At 67.0% G+C, this 16776-nt stretch carries 16 protein-coding genes; 6 read left to right on the top strand and 10 right to left on the bottom strand.

All coding sequences use genetic code 11. The annotated features are described in order from the left end of the window. Positions 1-145: 145 nt before the first annotated feature. The 6 genes from CKW34_RS18620 to CKW34_RS18595 all read right to left on the bottom strand — a co-directional run bounded on the left by CKW34_RS18620 (position 146) and on the right by CKW34_RS18595 (position 5779). Positions 146-1030 carry a type IV toxin-antitoxin system AbiEi family antitoxin domain-containing protein gene (locus CKW34_RS18620; protein WP_059384731.1) on the bottom strand — a complete coding sequence of 295 codons (885 nt, stop codon included), beginning with the start codon at positions 1028-1030 and terminating at the stop codon, positions 146-148. Positions 1031-1167: 137 nt separating this feature from the next. Then, the gene (locus CKW34_RS18615; protein ID WP_226949771.1) at positions 1168-2208 is read right to left on the bottom strand and encodes a DDE-type integrase/transposase/recombinase; all 1041 of its coding nucleotides are present in this window, start codon (positions 2206-2208) and stop codon (positions 1168-1170) included. Next, positions 2181-2633 carry a hypothetical protein gene (locus CKW34_RS18610; RefSeq protein ID WP_059384853.1) on the bottom strand — a complete coding sequence of 151 codons (453 nt, stop codon included), beginning with the start codon at positions 2631-2633 and terminating at the stop codon, positions 2181-2183. Before CKW34_RS18610 ends, CKW34_RS18615 begins: the two co-directional genes overlap by 28 nt. A gap of 113 nt (positions 2634-2746) precedes the next feature. Beyond that, positions 2747-3148 (bottom strand): PPOX class F420-dependent oxidoreductase, encoded by a 402-nt coding sequence (locus CKW34_RS18605; RefSeq protein ID WP_059383405.1) that lies wholly within the window; start codon positions 3146-3148, stop codon positions 2747-2749. A 19-nt stretch (positions 3149-3167) separates the two neighbouring features. Beyond that, the gene (gene ramB, locus CKW34_RS18600; RefSeq protein WP_006553582.1) at positions 3168-4580 is read right to left on the bottom strand and encodes an acetate metabolism transcriptional regulator RamB; all 1413 of its coding nucleotides are present in this window, start codon (positions 4578-4580) and stop codon (positions 3168-3170) included. 53 nt (positions 4581-4633) lie between these two features. Beyond that, positions 4634-5779, bottom strand: coding sequence for a globin domain-containing protein (locus CKW34_RS18595; protein WP_059383404.1), 1146 nt, complete (start codon positions 5777-5779; stop codon positions 4634-4636). A 535-nt stretch (positions 5780-6314) separates the two neighbouring features. On the opposite strand from CKW34_RS18595, the gene aceA reads away from it, so the two are divergent. From aceA to CKW34_RS18575, 4 genes are all read left to right on the top strand, one after another. Next, the gene (aceA, locus tag CKW34_RS18590; protein ID WP_006553580.1) at positions 6315-7604 is read left to right on the top strand and encodes an isocitrate lyase; all 1290 of its coding nucleotides are present in this window, start codon (positions 6315-6317) and stop codon (positions 7602-7604) included. A 168-nt stretch (positions 7605-7772) separates the two neighbouring features. Continuing rightward, positions 7773-8669, top strand: coding sequence for a 3-hydroxybutyryl-CoA dehydrogenase (locus CKW34_RS18585; RefSeq protein WP_059383403.1), 897 nt, complete (start codon positions 7773-7775; stop codon positions 8667-8669). A gap of 105 nt (positions 8670-8774) precedes the next feature. Then, a complete protein-coding gene (gene metE, locus CKW34_RS18580; RefSeq protein ID WP_059383427.1) occupies positions 8775-11075 on the top strand; it encodes a 5-methyltetrahydropteroyltriglutamate--homocysteine S-methyltransferase in 2301 nt (766 codons plus the stop codon). 79 nt (positions 11076-11154) lie between these two features. Then, on the top strand, positions 11155-12213 hold the full coding sequence (locus CKW34_RS18575; protein WP_059383402.1) for an NAD(P)-dependent alcohol dehydrogenase: 1059 nt from the start codon (positions 11155-11157) through the stop codon (positions 12211-12213). Between the two features lie 43 nt (positions 12214-12256). Here CKW34_RS18575 and CKW34_RS18570 read toward each other — a convergent pair whose 3' ends face one another. Next, on the bottom strand, positions 12257-13039 hold the full coding sequence (locus CKW34_RS18570; RefSeq protein ID WP_059383401.1) for a SigB/SigF/SigG family RNA polymerase sigma factor: 783 nt from the start codon (positions 13037-13039) through the stop codon (positions 12257-12259). Beyond that, the gene (locus tag CKW34_RS18565; protein ID WP_059383400.1) at positions 13036-13455 is read right to left on the bottom strand and encodes an anti-sigma factor; all 420 of its coding nucleotides are present in this window, start codon (positions 13453-13455) and stop codon (positions 13036-13038) included. The genes CKW34_RS18570 and CKW34_RS18565 overlap by 4 nt, the downstream gene beginning before the upstream one ends. A 307-nt stretch (positions 13456-13762) precedes the next feature. Between CKW34_RS18565 and CKW34_RS18560 the strand changes: the two genes are divergently transcribed. Both CKW34_RS18560 and CKW34_RS18555 read left to right on the top strand, forming a co-directional pair. Next, the gene (locus CKW34_RS18560; protein WP_059383399.1) at positions 13763-14206 is read left to right on the top strand and encodes an STAS domain-containing protein; all 444 of its coding nucleotides are present in this window, start codon (positions 13763-13765) and stop codon (positions 14204-14206) included. Between the two features lie 187 nt (positions 14207-14393). Then, the gene (locus CKW34_RS18555) at positions 14394-14888 is read left to right on the top strand and encodes a hypothetical protein (protein WP_059383398.1); all 495 of its coding nucleotides are present in this window, start codon (positions 14394-14396) and stop codon (positions 14886-14888) included. A 32-nt stretch (positions 14889-14920) separates the two neighbouring features. Here CKW34_RS18555 and CKW34_RS18550 read toward each other — a convergent pair whose 3' ends face one another. Further along, the gene (locus CKW34_RS18550) at positions 14921-16159 is read right to left on the bottom strand and encodes a glycosyltransferase (protein WP_231921743.1); all 1239 of its coding nucleotides are present in this window, start codon (positions 16157-16159) and stop codon (positions 14921-14923) included. Between the two features lie 154 nt (positions 16160-16313). Then, positions 16314-16670 (bottom strand): hypothetical protein, encoded by a 357-nt coding sequence (locus CKW34_RS18545; RefSeq protein WP_033096139.1) that lies wholly within the window; start codon positions 16668-16670, stop codon positions 16314-16316. Between the last annotated feature and the right edge of the window lie 106 nt (positions 16671-16776).

Here is a 16776-nt window from a genome sequence, read left to right as displayed (position 1 = left end):
CGGTGTATCCGGGAGGCGTATACAGCGCTGTATCCGTGAGGCCACACAGTAGAAGGGAGTTGTTGCGCGGGAATATCGTCCGGTCACGGTCGCGTGACACAGATTTCGCGTGTGTTACAAAGTGCGCACAAGCATCCGCTACCGATTATCTCCGGGCGCGGGCGACGGCCCGATCGAAACGGGCGCGGACCACGTCGAACCGGAACAGTTCCGGCCACGTCCAGCGCACCACCTCGAAGCCGAGATCGCGCAGTGCGTCCTCGCGTCGCTTCTCCCGACGGACCGCTTCGATCCCGCCGTCGTCGTACTTGCCCATGCCGTCGAATTCACCGACGACGCCTTCGTCCTCCCAGTAGAAATCGGCTCGCCCGACGAAGAGCCCACCGGGGGTTCTGATCTCCTGCTGCAGGATCGGTGACGGCATGCCGACCTCCTGCATACGCACCCGGCTGAGCGATTCGCCGGGACTCTCACTGCGACCGTCGACGAACGCTGCCACCCGCCGTGCCGCGGCGATGCCCGTACGAGGGCCCGACTCGGCCAGGCAACGAGTGAGCGCTTCCGCGAACTCCGGCTCACGGGACCCGGCGGAGTCGCCGGCTATCACGGCCGCGTCGAAGTCGAGCGTGCAGGCGAGGTCCACGACCGTTCGGGCCATCGAGGTGCAGGGAACGCCGTCCACCTCCGACCGGTCGCAGGTGGGTAATGGCGCGACGTGCAGGTGGCGACTCGCAGTCCTGCGTCCACCGGCCGACCTGTCGCGGGTCACGTGCACTCGTGCCAGGTCCGGCTTCCACAAGGCGAGTCCGTGAAGGACAGCGGCGGACTCGTGGCTGATCACGGTGTCGTCGGACAGACGCGCACCGACGGACCGGACGCGCATGCGGTAGCGGTCGAGGTCGTCGAGGGATGCGTCGGCGATGTACACCCCGGGTTCGAGTCGTTCGAGTTCACCGTTGCGCAGTGCTCGGCGGATCTCGGCGTCGCTGAGGCCGGTCGTCAGGGCGTCGCCGCGCAGGATGGGCTCCATGGCGACCACCGTGCCGCACGTCTGCCCCCGAAAATCGCGGGAGTCGGGGATTCCGACCGATCTGTGGATGAGTCGTCGCCCTGTGGACAACGCGTTCGCTACATCTTTCGTCATTCGCTACAGCAATTCGGAAGTTGTCAACCTGTCTGAGACAGATCAGGTGTGTTGATTCCCGTCGGTTGCGGTAACGCCGGCGCTGCCGGTCGACGCCGGAACCGATGCGGATACTTTTCGTGGATCCGGTTGAGACGCTCCTGCCGACGTCGGTGTTCCTCGGCGGCACTGCCGAGGAACACCGACACCGGCGTGTACCGCCCCAGCCCTGCGTGCCGGTGCTCGAGCGCATACCGGTTCATGAAGTCTTCGGTCCACCGCCGAGCATGATCGATATCATCGAACCGATCCGGACATGTCAGGTCGTACTTGATGGTCTTGAACAATGACTCCGAGAAGGGATTGTCGTCACTGACCCGCGGACGGGAGAACGACGACACGACCCCCGCCGCGGCGAGGGCATCGAGCAACAACCCCGACCGCATCGATGCCCCGTTGTCGGCATGCAACACCCCCGGCGCCCCGAACGCGGTGAACGCTTCGGTGAACATCTCTACCGCCTTGGCCTTGTCCTCGTGGTATTCGATGCGCCACGCCACCGGAAACCGTGAGTACACATCGATTGCCAGATACAACCGAAACTGGTCCTGCGTGCGGGGCCCCTTGAGTGTCGTGATGTCCCACGACCACAGGTCCCCGACGTCGATGGCCTCGACGACCGGTGCGCAGCGGGGCGTCGACGGTCCTCCGGTGCGGCTGCGACGCCGGTCCCCGGTGAGCTTCTCGGCCCGGGCCACCCGATAGAACGTGACCTCCGAGCAGTCCACCAATCCGTCATCGAACGAACGCCAATAGATTTGACACACAGACTGATCCGCGTTCTCCTCGGCGAGGATCAACGCGACGATGGTGGCCTTCTCGGCCGGCGACAGTGCCGCTGGTTGCTGCCGCTGTCGCTGCGGGATCGGATCGGTGACCGGCCGATAGTGCCGGTAGTGGTGGGCCCGCCGGTAATAGCTCGACCGGGCGATCCCCACGAGCGCACATCCCCGGGTGACCGACATTCCCGCCTCGGTCAGTTCGGTGACGATGTCGGTCAGGACAACGCTTTGCGCTCGAGCCACAGCGCGTACTCGCGTGCGCTCATCAATGCCGGCGGGATCTCGGTGGTCTCGTCGGTCGAGGTCTTGTGGATCCCCTGCAAGAGCTCGAATGCTTTTCCCAGGATCTCCACGGCGGCGTCGCTCTGGGCGACTTTGTCGCGGAGGCGTTCGTTTTCGCGGCGGAGTTCGGCGAGCTCCGCGCGGTCTCGACTGTCCAATCGGTCCCTCGCTTTGTCTGCTGCTTCGACCATCGACTTCTGCAAGTGTCCCTCATCGCGGGCCTGCAGCCAGCGGCGGACGGTGCCTTGGGCGAGATTGTTCTCGCGCAGCAGTCGGGTCTTGGCGCCGCGTTCGACGCAGGTGTCCCATCGGCGCAAGAACTCGATTTTGTAGGCCATGGAGAACGCGCGGTGGCCTTGTTGGGTTCGTCCTACGGGGATGGTCATGAGGTCGGACATCTGTGTCGCTCCGATCCCCGCGTTGGTTGTCAGGATGTCTCACGACCATCCTGACAACCAACGAATTGCGGTAGCGGATGGCGAATCCCGTAGCGGATGCGTCAGGCGGGGTCGAGGACCGAGCCCATCACGCGCTCGACGGCGATCTCGATGACGACGCGGCGGGGGTTGGGGCGGGGTTCGCGGTAGCGGGCGGCGTAGCGACGCTCGCCCTCGCGGACGTCGGCCGGCTCGCGCGTCACGCGGGCCGGGCCCTCGAGGGTGAGCCAGCGACCACCGTCGACCTGGCTCACCACCGCATACCCCCCGCGCTCGACGTTGAGGGTCTTCTGGGAGCCCTCGAAGGTGATGACGCGGGCGAGGCCCGCCTCGCCGTCCCACGTGAACCCGACGGCGACGACGTGCGGCGAGCCGTCCTTGCGGAGGGTCGTGAGCGTCGCGAGGTGGTACTCGGACAGGAACTCGAGTGCCTTCGCGCCTATCGAGTCGGGGGTGCGTGCCATGCGACGAGCCTACCGACGCTCAGCGCACCAGATACGGCGAGACCGACGAACGGTGCTCGTTGATGTCGATCTCCTTGCCCAGGGGAGGGAAGGCTCGCTGCGGGCAGTTCATCCGCTCGCACACGCGGCAACCCGAGCCGATCGGTGTGCCGGGATTGGACTCGTCGAGGTCGAGACCGTCGGCGTAGACCAGGCGATGCGCGTGCCGCAGTTCGCAGCCGAGGCCGATCGCGAACGTCTTCGACGGCTGGCCGTAACGCGCGGCGCGACGCTCGACCGTGCGCGCGACCCACAGATAGCGACGACCGTCGGGCATCTGCGCGATCTGCGTCATGATCTTGCCGGGATAGGCGAAGGTCTCGTAGACGTTCCACAACGGGCACGTGCCACCGCTGGTGGAAAAGTGGAAACCGGTGGCGGACTGGCGCTTCGACATGTTGCCCGCGCGGTCGACGCGCACGAACGAGAACGGGACGCCCCGCAGCTTCGGACGTTGGAGTGTCGACAGTCGGTGCGCGATCGTCTCGTAGCTGACGCCGTAGAAGGCCGACAGGCGTTCGACGTCGTAGCGGAAGTCCTCGGCGATCTCGTGGAACTGCGTGTACGGCAGGATCAGCGCGGCCGCCCAGTAGTTGGCGAGCCCGAGCCGGGCCAGCGCGCGTGAGGCATCGCTCGTGAACGAACCCTCCGCGACGAGGCGGTCGATGAGCTCTCCGCACTCCAGGTACGCGAGTTCGATGGCCAGCTTGAAGACCTGCTGCCCGCCGGACAGCTGCGGCGCGACCTCCAGGACACGGGTCTCGGGGTCGTAACGGTGCAGGATGTTCTCGCCGAGGTCGATGCGCTTGACGATCTGCACATCGTGGACCGTGGTCATGCGGCGGGCGATCTCGCCCCCGACGTCGCCGCGGTGGAACCGGATGCGGTTGGCGAGTTCCTCGGCCGCGGTGTCGAGATCGTGCAGGTAGTTCTGCCGCTGGTAGAAGTAGTCGCGGACCTCTTCGTGGGGCATGGTGATCGCACCGCTGCCGCTGCCGTCGCTGTATCTCTCCTCGGTCGCGACGGCGAGCTGCGCGGTGGTGTTGCGGAAGCGCCGGTGGAGATTGACCATCGCGCGCGCCAGAGTGGGGTGGGCTGCGACCATCTCGGCGATCTCCTGGGCGTCGGCCTCGATGCCCATCTCCCGGTCGAGCGCGACCTCCCGCATCTCCGCGATCAGACGGGTGTCGTCCTGCGAGGAGAAGAAGGTGGCGTCGACCCCGAAGACCTCGCTGATCCGGAGCAGGACGGGCACGGTCAGGGGCCTGACGTCGTGCTCGATCTGGTTGAGATAGCTCGCCGAGATCTCGAGGGTCTTGGCGAGCGCAGCCTGGCTGAGTCCTCGCTCGGTGCGTAGCTGCCGCAGCCGGGCGCCTACATAGGTCTTGGCCATTCGCCCAGGGTAGAACTGCCTCGCAGCCTTCGCAAGGCAGCGTTCGCAGCGTGTTAATCGACGGAGATCGGTGGGGCCTCGAGACCGAACCACGAGCCCGGCGCGAACGCCTCGAAGTGGATCGACCCGGGGGGCACGCCCGACGCGACGAGATCGGAGCGGATGGCACGCATGAACGGGATCGGACCGCACACGTAGGTGCGGGCATCGCCCGGAATCGTCAGACCGGACAGGGGAGTTCGTCCGTCGCCGCGGATCTCGTCGTACTCGGTGTAGCGCACGTGCAGCCGGGCGTCCGGCAACGAGTCGACCAGGATGGCGAGCTCGGTCCGGTGCGGTTGTTCGTAGGGGGTGCGGTCGACGTGGACGACGTCGACGCTCCGACCGTCGCCCCGGGACTGTATGTCGCGCAGCGCCGCGATCGTCATCGTCACGCCCACGCCCGCCGAGACGAGCAGCAACGGTTCGCTGCCCCGATCGACGACGACGCTGCCGAACGGCGGTGACACGAGGAGGTGATCGCCGACGCGCAGGCCGTCACACAGCACGGGGGAGACGAGTCCGCCCGGCACGCGCTTGACGGTGACGGCCCACTCGCCGCTCGTCCTGCCCGGGAAGACGGTGTACTGGCGGATCTGCTCGGAGCCGTCGGGCAGCGCGACCCGCACCGAGATGTACTGGCCGGGAAGGAAGGCCGGCAGCGGCCGACCGTCGACGGAGCGGAGGTGGAAGGTGGCCGCGTGCGCGCCGTCGTACTCGTGTTCGGTGACGACCACCCGACGCCAGATGTCACCGGGGGCCACACCGGCCCGCCGGTACAACTCCGTCTCCTGCTCGACGAGCGAGTTCGCCATCAGCGTGTACACCTCGTGCCAGGCCACGGCGACCTGCGGTGTGACGGCGTCGCCGAGCACCTCGGCGATCGCGGCGAACAGGTGGGTCCGCACGATCCCGTAGTGCGCGGCCTGTACACCGAGGGACGCATGTTTGGCGGCGATCCGCTCCATGATCGGGTCGATGTCGGTCGGTGCGTGGGTGACCAGCAGTGATGCGAAAGCGGCGACCGAGTCGGCGAGCGCACGTTGCTGGGCCCCGTTGGCCTGGTTGGTGCGGTTGAAGGTGTCCCGCAGGGACGGGACGGCCCGGAAGAGCCGGTTGTAGAAGACACGTGAGATCGTGCCGATCTCGGCGCCGACCACCGGCAGGGTCGCTTCGACGATCGACCGCGACGTACTCGAGAGAATGTCGACTCCTCGTGTTCGGGGGGCTGTTCGGCCGGGGCCCTGAGACACGAAGGCACTGCGACGCACCGGCCCCGATCCGGCCCGAGACATGTTACGGATGGGATTCCAGGGGTCAATGGGGATCACAAACCGCGATCACCGCTTGTGAAGGCAGTCACAGACAGGTGTCCGATCCGTCCCGAGGTGGGGGAGTCGGCGGGACGAGGCGTCCCGGCGGTGTGGGCCGGACGGCAGCGGCAAAAGCCGAGGTAGTTACTACTCGCGGGTAATAAACCCGTGCCCGATTCGGGTAGTTGGACCGACCATCGATTAGCAATCTTCGCAATGGCTGCGACGAAAATAGCCGAGATTGGCATTAGCAACAGGTAGACGGGTTTTTTGGACTGTGTCATTGTCGTTCTTGTACATCCGAACGGCACGCAAAGGATGTGAAGTCGTACACGCGTACTGCTTCATCCCGAGCGGGGCAGATCTAGAGAGTGGAGATTTGATGTCGACCACCGGCACCCCGAGGACTGCAGAAGAGATCCAGAAGGATTGGGACACCAATCCGCGCTGGAAGGGGATCACCCGCAACTACACCGCCGAGCAGGTCGCCAAGCTGCAGGGCAACGTCGTCGAGGAAGCCACCCTCGCTCGCCGCGGTTCCGAGATCCTGTGGGACCTCGTCAACAACGAGGACTACATCAACTCGCTCGGCGCCCTCACCGGTAACCAGGCGGTCCAGCAGGTCCGCGCCGGCCTGAAGGCCATCTACCTCTCCGGTTGGCAGGTCGCCGGCGACGCCAACCTGTCCGGCCACACCTACCCGGACCAGTCGCTGTACCCGGCGAACTCGGTTCCGCAGGTCGTCCGCCGTATCAACAACGCGCTGCTGCGCGCCGACGAGATCGCCAAGGTCGAGGGCGACACCTCCGTCGACAACTGGCTCGCTCCGATCGTCGCCGACGGTGAGGCCGGCTTCGGTGGCGCCCTCAACGTCTACGAGCTGCAGAAGGCCATGATCGCGGCCGGCGTCGCCGGTTCGCACTGGGAGGACCAGCTCGCGTCGGAGAAGAAGTGCGGTCACCTCGGTGGCAAGGTGCTCATCCCCACGCAGCAGCACATCCGCACCCTGACCTCGGCTCGCCTCGCGGCCGACGTCGCGGACGTCCCGACCGTGGTCATCGCCCGCACCGACGCCGAGGCCGCGACCCTCATCACCTCCGATGTCGACGAGCGCGACCGCCCGTTCATCACCGGTGAGCGCACCGCCGAGGGCTTCTACCACGTCAAGAACGGCATCGAGCCCTGCATCGCCCGTGCGAAGGCCTACGCTCCGTACTCCGACCTCATCTGGATGGAGACCGGTGTTCCGGACCTCGAGGTCGCCAAGAAGTTCGCCGAGGGCGTCCGCAGCGAGTTCCCGGACCAGCTGCTGGCCTACAACTGCTCGCCGTCCTTCAACTGGAAGGCTCACCTGGACGACGCGACCATCGCGAAGTTCCAGAAGGAGCTCGGCGCGATGGGCTTCAAGTTCCAGTTCATCACCCTCGCCGGCTTCCACTCGCTCAACTACGGCATGTTCGACCTGGCGCACGGCTACGCCCGCGAGGGCATGACGGCCTTCGTCGACCTGCAGGAGCGCGAGTTCAAGGCGGCCAAGGAGCGCGGCTTCACCGCCATCAAGCACCAGCGTGAGGTCGGTGCCGGCTACTTCGACACCATCGCCACCACCGTCGATCCCAACACCTCCACGGCTGCCCTGAAGGGCTCCACCGAGGAAGGCCAGTTCCACTAGGAACCAGCGCCACCCCGAGGTCCACCACCCCGCGGCGGGATCCACAGGTCCCCATGTCCTGCCGCGGGGTGCGTGCGTATCCGGAGCAGTTCGAAACGCGCGCACCCGACGGGTCCTCGCTTGTACTTCCGGCCTCGGCCACGACCCCCACAACGAGAAGGAGCTGACGTGACCAGCGAAAAGATTCAGCGCGTCGGCGTGATCGGCGCCGGCATCATGGGCGCAGGTATCGCCGAGGTGTGCGCACGCGCTCATGTCGACGTACTGGTGTTCGAGCAGACCCGTGAACTCGCGGCTGCCGGACGTGCCCGCATCCTCCGGTCGCTGGACCGGGGCGTGAGCAGCGGAAAGATCACCGAACGGGAGCGTGAGCAGGCCGCATGGCGTCTGCGCTTCACCTCCGATCTCGGTGACTTCGCCGATCGGCAGCTCGTGGTGGAGGCCGTCGTCGAGGACGAGAAGGTCAAGAGCGAGATCTTCGCGGAGCTCGACAAGATCGTCACCGATCCCAACGCGGTGCTCGCTTCGAACACCTCGTCGATCCCGATCATGAAGCTCGGTATCGCGACCGGTGCGCCCGAGCGTGTCATCGGCATGCACTTCTTCAACCCTGTGCCGGTGCTCCCGCTCGTCGAGCTCGTCACCACCCTGAAGACCAGCCCCACCGTCACCAAGCGCGCCGAGGCGTTCGCCGCCGACGTACTGGGCAAGCAGGTCGTGCGGTCCTCCGACCGTGCAGGTTTCATCGCCAACGCACTGCTGGTGCCGTACCTGCTCTCGGCGATCCGGATGGTCGAGTCCGGCTTCGCCACCAAGGAGGACATCGACAAGACGATGGTCCTGGGTTGCGCCCACCCGATGGGTCCGCTCGCCCTGACCGACCTCGTCGGTCTGGACACCGTCAAGTCGATCGCCGACTCCATGTACGAGGAGTTCAAGGAGCCCCTGTACTCGGCCCCGCCGCTGCTGCAGCGCATGGTCGAGGCGGGACTCGTCGGCAAGAAGTCGGGCGCCGGCTTCTACGAGTACGCCGACAACGGTCGCACGGTCAAGAAGGCCGGCTAGCCAGGTAGCACCACCGCACACGGCGCCCGTGCCCGGCGACAGTGTTCCGAACACTGGTCACCGGTGCACGGGCGCGACGTGCATGAGGGAAAGGTCGACGCCGACATGGCAACTCTCGCCGACGGATACGGATCGAGCATCCTCGGGTACCCGCGCATCGGGCCCCGCCGCGAGCTCAAGTTCGCCCTCGAGGCCTACTGGCACGGTGAGGGCACGCGCGACGAACTCGTCGCGGTCGCTCGCGAGCTCCAGGAGAACACCTGGCGCGAGCTCGCAGCCACGGGTCTGACCCAGGTACCCGGCAACACGTTCTCCTACTACGACCACGTCCTGGACAACGCGCTGTTGTTCGGCGCGCTGCCCGAGCGGTTCCGTCCGCTGGCCGACGAGCTCGACCCGCTCGATCTGTACTTCACGCTGTGTCGTGGCCGCGAGGACTTCCCGCCGCTCGAGCTGGTGCGCTGGTTCGGCAGCAACTATCACTACCGCCAGCCCGAACTCGACGAGAACACCGTCTTCGAGCTGAATTCGGCGGCCGTACTCGACGAGTTCGAGCGTGCGAAGGCCGAGGGTATCGAGCTGCGGCCGGTGGTGCTCGGCCCGGTCTCGCTGCTGCTGCTGTCGAAGGTCGCACCGACGTCGACGAAGGAGGGTTTCCGCACCCTCGACCTGCTCGACGCACTGCTCCCCGAATACGAGAAGCTCTTCGAGCAGCTCGCCCGCGCCGGCGCGACCTGCGTGCAGCTCGACGAGCCGTCGTTCACCGAGGACCGCAGCGAGGAGGAGCTCGCAGCCCTCGCGCGTGCCTACGACGTGCTCTCGCACGCTCCGCTGCGTCCGCGTCTGCTCGTGACCGGCCCGTACGGGCATCTCGGTGAGGCACTGCCGATCCTGGCCGCGTCGAAGATCGAGGCGATCGGCCTGGACCTGGTCAACGGCCGCATCAGCGCGGACGAACTGGCCGCCGTGCCCGGACTCAAGCGCAAGCGCATCTACGCCGGTGTCGTCGACGGCCGCAACGTGTGGAAGGTCGACCGCCACCGCACCCTCGAGTACCTGAAGTCGATCGTCGCGGTCGCACCGGATCTCGTCGTGTCGACCTCGTCCTCGTTGCTGCACGTGCCCTACGACCTGCTCGTCGAGTACGACATCCCCGGCGACGTCGCCGATCGTCTCGCGTTCGCGAAGCAGAAGGTGGGGGAGGTGGTCTCCCTCGCCAAGGCGCTCACGACCGGTGCCGAGGAGCGGTGGCGCAAGCCGCCCGTGTCGGTGCACTTCAAGCAGAAGCACACCGTCCGTGCACGTCTGAACGCGGTCACGCCCGCCCATCGGGTGCGTGCGCCGTACGAGGAGCGCCGCGTCGCGCAGCAGAAGCGCCTGGATCTGCCGCCGGTGCCGGTGACGACCCTGGGGTCGTTCCCGCAGACCGCGGAGATCCGCAGGGCACGAGCGGAACTCGGTCGTGGCCGGATGTCGTACGACGAGTACGTCAAGCGGATCCAGGAGGAGATCGAGTCCACCATCCGTCTGCAGGAGGACATCGGTCTCGACGTCCTCGTCCACGGCGAGCACGAACGCAACGACATGGTGCAGTACTTCGCCGAGCTGATGGAGGGCTTCGCCACCACGCACTTCGGCTGGGTGCAGGCCTACGGTTCGCGCTGCACGCGTCCGCCGATCCTCTACGGCGACATCGTGCGGCCGAAGCCGATGACGGTCGAGTGGATCTCGTTCGCGCAGTCGCTGACCGACAAGCCGGTCAAGGGCATGCTCACCGGTCCGGTGACGATGCTGGCGCGTTCCTACGTGCGTCAGGATCAGCCGCTCCACGAGACGGCCGACCAGCTCGCGCTGGCCATCCGCGACGAGATCGCCGATCTCGAGCGGGCGGGCATCGCGATCATCCAGGTCGACGAACCGGCCATCCGGGAACTGTTGCCGCTGCGGCAGGACGGGCGCTCCGAGTACCTCGACTGGGCCGTCGACGCCTTCCGTCTCGCCACCGGTGGCGCGAAGCCGGAGACGCAGATCCACACGCACCTGACCTATTCGGGTCAGGCGTCGGTGGTCGACGCGATCGAGCGGCTCGACGCCGACGTCACGGCGATCGTGGCGACGCGCTCGATCCGCTGGGTGCTCGAGGCGATCAAGGACCGCGCGCTGTCCCACGGTGTCGGTCCCGGTGTCTACGAGTCCCGCTCGGCCCGGATCCCGGACATCGACGAGCTCGACGAGTTGCTCACCGAGGCGGCGGAATCGGTGGAACTCGACCGGTTGTGGGCCAATCCGGACGGTGGTCTCAAGACCCGTCACCACTGGCAGCTCGAGCCGTCGCTGCGCAACCTCGTCGCTGCGGCACGACGACTGCGCCGCCGGGCGGCACATCGGTCCGACCAGGCCGGATAACCGAACCGTCTCGACGACGTGCACCTGCGGTAGTCCCCCGCGGGTGCACGTCGTCGCGAGGCGGAGTAGTTGTGGAGGAATGACGTCCACAACCGGTACGACCACCGTCGCCGCATACGCCGCCACCGCGCCCGACGCGCCCCTGTCGAAGACCACCGTCGAACGACGTGCCCTCGGCCCGCTCGACGTGCTCATCGCCATCGAGTTCGCCGGCATCTGCCATTCCGACATCCACACCGCCCGGAACGAGTGGGGCGGAACCAAGTACCCGATCGTGCCGGGCCACGAGATCGTCGGCACTGTCGCCGCCGTCGGTTCCGGGGTCACGAAGCATGCCGTCGGAGACCGCGTCGGCGTGGGTTGCTTCGTGAGCTCCTGTGGTGGATGTGAGCCCTGCCGAACAGGATTCGAACAGCACTGCACCAATCGGGTGACGGGAACCTACAACTCCGTCGACCGCGACGGCTCCGTCACCCAGGGCGGCTACTCGACACACATCGTCGTCACCGAACACTTCGTCCTGAGGATTCCCGACGGACTCGACCCGGCCGCCGCGGCGCCTCTGCTGTGCGCGGGAATCACCCTGTACTCGCCGCTGAAGCGGTGGAATGCCGGGCCGGGGAGCAAGGTCGCGATCATCGGCATGGGCGGTCTCGGGCATGTCGGAGTGAAGATCGCGGCAGCGATGGGTGCGGAGGTGACCGTGCTCGGTCACTCGCTGTCGAAGCGGGACGACGGCCTGCGTTTCGGTGCGGTCGACTACCGGTCCACCGAGGACGAGTCGACCTTCAAGGAGTTGCGCGGGAAGTTCGATCTGATCCTCAACACCGTCTCGGTCAACCTCGACCTCGACCGCTACATGTCGTTGCTGCGGCTGCACGGCACCCTCGTCGGCCTCGGCCTGCCCGAGAAGCCGCTGTCGGTGCGGGCGTTCTCGCTCGCGATGAACGATCGTGCGATGGCGGGATCGAATGTCGGCGGAATCCCCGACACGCAGGCGATGCTGGACTTCTGCGCAGAGCACGGCATCGGTGCGGAGATCGAGCTGATCTCCGCGGACCGTATCAACGAGGCATACGACCGTGTGGTCGCCAGTGATGTGCGCTATCGCTTCGTGATCGACGCCTCGACGTTCTGACCGCGTCGACGTCCCGGGCACGGGAGCCCGGGACGTCGACCCGTCAGAAGTTGTCGCCGAGCTGCTCGCGGAGCTGCGCGAGGGTCTTCGTGAGCAGACGCGACACGTGCATCTGCGAGACACCCACGCGCTCGGCGATCTGCGTCTGCGTCATGTTGCCGAAGAAGCGCAGCAGCACGACCGTGCGTTCGCGGGCCGGAAGGGCCTCGAGCAACGGACGCAGCGCCTCGTGGTTCTCGACCTCGTCGAGCGCGGCGTCGTAGTCGCCGAGCGTGTCGGCGAGAGTGAGCCGGTCGTCGCCGGACGGGGACGACCGGTCGACCGACACCGTCTGGTAGGCGTTGCCGGCCACGAGACCCTGCAGCACCTCCTCCTGATCGATGCCGAGTACCTCGGCGAGCTCGGAGGCGGTGGGTGCACGTCCGAGCTGCTGGGAGAGCTCGGAGGTGGCCTTGCTCAGGGACAGGTGCAGTTCCTTCATGCGCCTCGGCACACGAACGGCCCAGCCGGCGTCACGGAAGTGCCTGCGCACCTCGCCCATGATCGTGGGGACCGCGAAGGAGACGAAATCCGAACCGCGTTCGGGGTCGAAACGGTCGACCGCGTTGACCAGGCCCAGGCGCGCGACCTGCAGCAGATCCTCGAAGGCCTCACCACGGCCGTCGAAGCGCCGGGCGATGTGCTCGGCGAGCGGCAGGCACCGCTCGACCACTGCGTCGCGGATGCGGATGCGACCGGGGTCGCCCTCCTCGAGTGCGAGGAGTGTTCTCAACGTTTCGGTGACGTCGGCGTACTCGTCGCTCGACCTACCCGTGTTGCGCGTCACCGATCGGCGCTGCCTTCGGCGATGGACATGTCGATCGTGGCGCGCGAGTCGTCGCTCGTCACCGAGATGGACTCGGTCAGCGAGTTGAGCACGTGCCAACCGAAGGAGCGCGGCTGCCCGATCGCGGAGGCGTCGTTCGTGGGCGCCGACAGACTGATGTGCAGCAGCGGGAGAGCCGCCCGGAACGAGCACGCGAGGATCGCGTCCTCGGGTGCGCCCATGATCAGCCGCGTGGCCGCTTCGTCGACGGCGAGCTTCACATCCGCAACGGTATCGAGGTCGAAGTCGTGCTGCAGCGCGATCGCGGCGGCTACTGCTCGGAGCACTGCGAGCTGGTCGGGATGAGCCTCTACTCGGAGTTCGACTACCGGGGGATTGTGGTCGCGTGCCGATTCGATCGACGCGGATTTTGCCATGAGCCTGATGTCTCCAGTACGGGGAGTGGGGTACGAGCGGGTCGTGTATGTCTGGTCGTCCGAGAGATTACCCAGATACCGCGAATCCAATCCATCCGCCTTGACCTGGGCGGCTGTCCGCACCATGCCCGAAATGCACGCTCGACATGTTGAGTGCCCGGGGTTCGTGGACTACTGTTGGGGCAGAAGGTTGAGCATACAGCCGAGAACACGGAAGCACCCCCGTTTCGGGAGGGTTCCGATCGGTTACCGGTTGTGCCTGTCTCGTAGGTCGTGCTTCCTGAAATTTTCGATGTTGGGAAGTGCTATGACAGTTCCTCAGCGAATTGCCGCACAGGTAGATTCCGGCCCGTCCGCGTGGTCGGCTCAACCGATCAGGTCCGATATTCCCGCAGAGCGGGTCGTCGGTGCGGAATTCAGTGCTCAGAGGATCGAGCCGGATCTCGTCTGGATCGACGTACGAGGCGAGATCGACATCCGCAACGCACACGCTCTCCACGCATTCACCCACCGGCAGCTCGGGGAATCGATCCGTATGGTCGTCGATCTCGGCGCAGTCGAGTTCTTCGGCGCGGCGGGTTTGTCGGTCTTCGACGATCTCGACGAGCGCGCGCGTGCCCTGAACGTCCGATGGGCTCTTCTGAGCGGCCGGCCGGTGGAACGACTGCTCCGGGTCGCCGATGCGGCCATCGCCGCCAAGGCCTGCAGGACACGTGAAGCAGCACTCGCTGCGGTCGCTCCCGTGAAGTAGCAGACCGGGAGAGCCGACCATACGGCGTGGCCCGCAATCCGCCACGCCCCTCCATACCGTTGCCGTTCGGGTCTCCCGGGCGGCAACGGTTCTGTTCGGGGGCATCTCCGATCCGCCGCTCGGCCCGAGGTGCCCGTTTCGTCACTTCGACCCGGGGGAACCCGCTGGTGAACCCGAGGAGGTCGAGATGAGCACGAACGACTGGATTCTGCTGGTGATAGCGGTGGTCGTCGCGTTGGTGGTAGTGGCGGTGCTGGTGTGGACGCTCCGCAACCGGCGTGCCGAGCGCCGGCGTGCCGAAGCCGAACGTCTGCGTCGCAGCGTCGAGGAGAACAGGCCGGGAGTCGAACAGCGAGCGGCGTCGGCCGAACGCACCGAAGCGGAGGCCCGGCGCGCCGCGGCGGAAGCCGAAGCCAAGGCGGCCGAGGCGGAGCGGCTGCGCGCCCGCTCCGAGGAGGAACGCCATACCGCCGAAGCGGCGCGGGCCGAGTTGGACGAGCGTCGTCGTCGGGCGGAAGAGCTGGATCCCCGTTCGGCGGAACGTGCCGAGCAGCGCGGTGACCGCCGCGCGGATCCGGTTCCGCGGGAGGCAGGTTCGTCGGATCGGATCCCGAACAACGTGCCGGGTGACGAGGCCGGCCGAGCGGGCGCACACCGGAACGATCAGGACTTCCGTCGCTGATCGTTCCGGCGCCTGTAAAGGTTCGACGGGCGCTACTGCACACCGGTCCGTGCGGTCCGGTGTGCAGTACGCCGGACCGGCACGCAGCGTTCGTAGGCGCGAAGGGTGTCCTCCGCCACGCGATCCCAGGTGTACCGGGCGAGCACGCGGTCGCGTCCGGCGATACCGAAGGTGGCGCGTGTCGTCGCGTCGGAGAGGAGCCGGCGCGCAGCTGCCGCGACGGCCTCGGGGGAGCGGGTGGGCACGAGAAGGCCGGTGGCGTCGTCGAGCACGGTGTCGAGCATTCCGCCGGAGGCGGTCGCGATGACCGGGCGACCACACGACATCGCTTGCAGGGCGAGCATGCCCGACGGATCGTGCCAGGGGGTGGAGACGACGGCGTCGGCGGACAGGAGCAGACCGGGCATCTCGTCCCGCCCGACGTCTCGTCGGATCCGGACGCGTCCCTGCACGCCACGTACGCGGGCGAGCTTCACGAGGCGGGACTTCTCCTGCTCGTCGGATCGACGCGACAGGTACGGGGGAGCAGGATGCGCGGCGATGACCAACTCGGTATCGGGAATGCCCGCCAGCGCTTCGATGGCGATGTCGAATCCGGAGCCCGGTTCGAGAGGACCGGCTGCGAGCAGGCGATGCTTGCGGGTCCTCGTGGTGTCGGGAGCGGCGGCGGTGCTGTAGTGCGCGGCGTCCACTCCGCTCGGCACCACCGTGGTCCGCGTGCGGGGGAGTCCCATGCGCGCCAGCTCGAACACCTCGTCGGAACTCGTCGCGATCATGCGCGTCGCGCCCCGGGCGATGAGTCGCTCCAAGCGGATTCGGTCGCGCGCGGACGCGTCCATCGCCGTCTTCTCCCGGATGCGGTGCTCGACCGTGCCGAGGGAGTGGAAGGTCTGGACCGTGGGGATGCCCAGCGAGCGGGTGGCGAGCTGGGTGGCCAGTCCGGACAGCCAGTAGTGGGCGTGGGTGATGTCCGGTGGCCGCTGACGCCACTCCCGATCCAGGAAGCTCCCGAATTCGCCCATCGCAGAGGCAGTTTCGTCGGGGCGCAGCGGGGACGGCGGACCTGCCGGCACCTGCACCACTTCGTATCCACCAGGGGCGGAGATCCGGTCGGGGCCGTCGCGATCCTCGCGACGTGTGTAGACCACCACCTCGTGGTCGGCCCCGGCGAGGGCGGAGGACAGTTCGGCCAGATGGACATGCAGTCCTTGCGGCGCCGCACCTGCGTGCGTACCGTGACCGAGCAGGGGATTCACTTGTCCGGCAACCATCGCGATCTTCACCACAGCGGTATTCCCGTGTGTGATGGGGGATAAACCGGTCACGGCGCGTCGGTACGAACCGAAATGTGCTGTTGTTCCGCCTGTTCGTTCGTGTGGGGTCGGCGACTTCGGCCGTCCCGGGCCGGGACGACCGGGCGCCCGGTCAGATGATGGCGCGTGCGGAGATGGTGGCGTAGGCGACCATCAGCACCAGCAGTGCCCATCCCGCGCCCTGCCAGATCGGCCAGCGACCGCCGCGCTTCCATGTGCGGTACGCTGTCCACAGTGCACCGAGACCGCCGAGCAGGAGCACGAGTGTGGGGCCGAAGACGAGGATCTGGCGGGCGGGATCGGTGCACACCGCGAATGCGGCGTCGCTGCAATCCTGTCCGGAGTTCGTGCCCCAGAGGATGGCGACGCCCATCACCACGAGTGCAGCAACGATCACGCCCCCGGCGTACATCGTGGCCTTACGGGCCGTGCGGGGGTCGTTCCAACGTTTCTCCACATCCTGGGTCATGGCTCTCCTCACTTCGAAGGGCGCGCGGGCGCAGCGACCGGTGCGGCGCCGGACGCGACTCCACCTTCGGGTACCCCCGAGCGGGTCGCTCAATCGGGGAGGGGAG

The sequence above is a fragment of the Rhodococcus rhodochrous genome, from assembly GCF_900187265.1.
In the GTDB taxonomy this organism is placed as follows: Bacteria; Actinomycetota; Actinomycetes; order Mycobacteriales; family Mycobacteriaceae; genus Rhodococcus; species Rhodococcus rhodochrous.
This window is presented reverse-complemented; position numbering and strand designations above follow the sequence as displayed.